We start from the raw sequence: 1164 nt of genomic DNA, 5'->3' as shown, positions 1-1164 counted from the left end.
CCCTAATTAAGTTGGAGAATACCTAGGGAAATAAGGTACCATATAAATTAGGGGGCTGAGGAAATGAGACAGCGTAACAATGCGTTCAAAGAGGTGCGGTACAAGGTAGCGCAAGAGGCGTTAGCTGGCATCAAGGTGGGGGTGCTGGCCCGGAAATATGAGGTCTCCCCAAAGACGATTCGGAACTGGGTAAAGGAGTTTCAAGAGACGTTTGGCGATGATGCGGTACCGACCATCGATGAACGCCTGAACGAGTCGAAGCGACTGGCCGAAATGGAAGAGAAGTACAACCGTGCGCTGAAAGCCTTGGGAGAAAAGGAACTGGAAAACGAAGTGCTGCGAGAGCTCGTAAAAAAGGTCAACCCTGCCTGGAAGACCGACTCCACGTCGCACAGACGTTCATCAGGCAGGGACACATAGCGGCCACCGTGCTCGCCATAACAGGAGTTTCGTCTTCCACCTACTACGAGCGTAAGAAGCGCGATGCCAAAGCGGCGAGCCAAGGGACCGTAGCACCGGTGCTGCGCCCAGGCCGTCCACTAAGCACGCACTCGCGCACTCAATCTGGGCAGATCGTCAGCGACGCCCAGATCGAGGAGTGGCTGATGGAGTTGACGGCTGGCGAGGAGCATGGATACGGGTATCTGCTGTTGAATGAGTGCCTGCGTAACCAGCACGCCTTGGTGATCAACAAGAAGAAGACGTATCGTCTCTGTAAGAAGCTTGGGCTCCTTCACCCACAGCGCCGCAAAATAACGCACTACCCACGTCGCTTGGCACGTAACGCGGATGTGAGGACATCCAATGAGCAATGGCAGTTGGATATTAAATACGGCTACGTCGCAGGGTACGACCAATTCTTTTACATAGCGGATATGATCGACGTCTTCGACCGTACGCTTGTAGGCCACCACATTGGCTCCTGTTGCGAGGCGAAGGATGTCTGCCGAATGGTGCGGGCCGCGCTGGACGTTCGTCTGGCGCCTGGGGCAAAACCGCCGGTAATCCGCACGGACAACGGGCCGCAGTTCGTCAGCAAGGCGTTTGGGGAGCTCTGCGCAGAGCGGTACATTACACATGAGCGCATACCGCCGAAGACGCCAAACATGAACGCGTACATCGAATCGTTCCATGCGACACTTGAGCGCGACCTGCTCAGCAAAG

General features: G+C 55.5%; 2 protein-coding genes. Both read left to right on the top strand.

What is annotated here, in order from left to right; translation table 11 throughout:
* Window positions 1-63 precede the first annotated feature (63 nt).
* A complete protein-coding gene (locus XYCOK13_RS21070; protein WP_213414223.1) occupies window positions 64-420 on the top strand; it encodes a helix-turn-helix domain-containing protein in 357 nt (118 codons plus the stop codon).
* 371 nt (window positions 421-791) lie between these two features.
* Window positions 792-1164: DDE-type integrase/transposase/recombinase (locus XYCOK13_RS21065; protein ID WP_244865297.1), on the top strand; the 373-nt coding region annotated here is incomplete at its 3' end.

It is taken from the genome of Xylanibacillus composti (assembly GCF_018403685.1).
GTDB classification, from domain to species: domain Bacteria; phylum Bacillota; class Bacilli; order Paenibacillales; family K13; genus Xylanibacillus; species Xylanibacillus composti.
The sequence above is the reverse complement of the archived record's forward strand: the minus strand, read 5'-3'. Positions and strand labels throughout refer to the sequence as shown.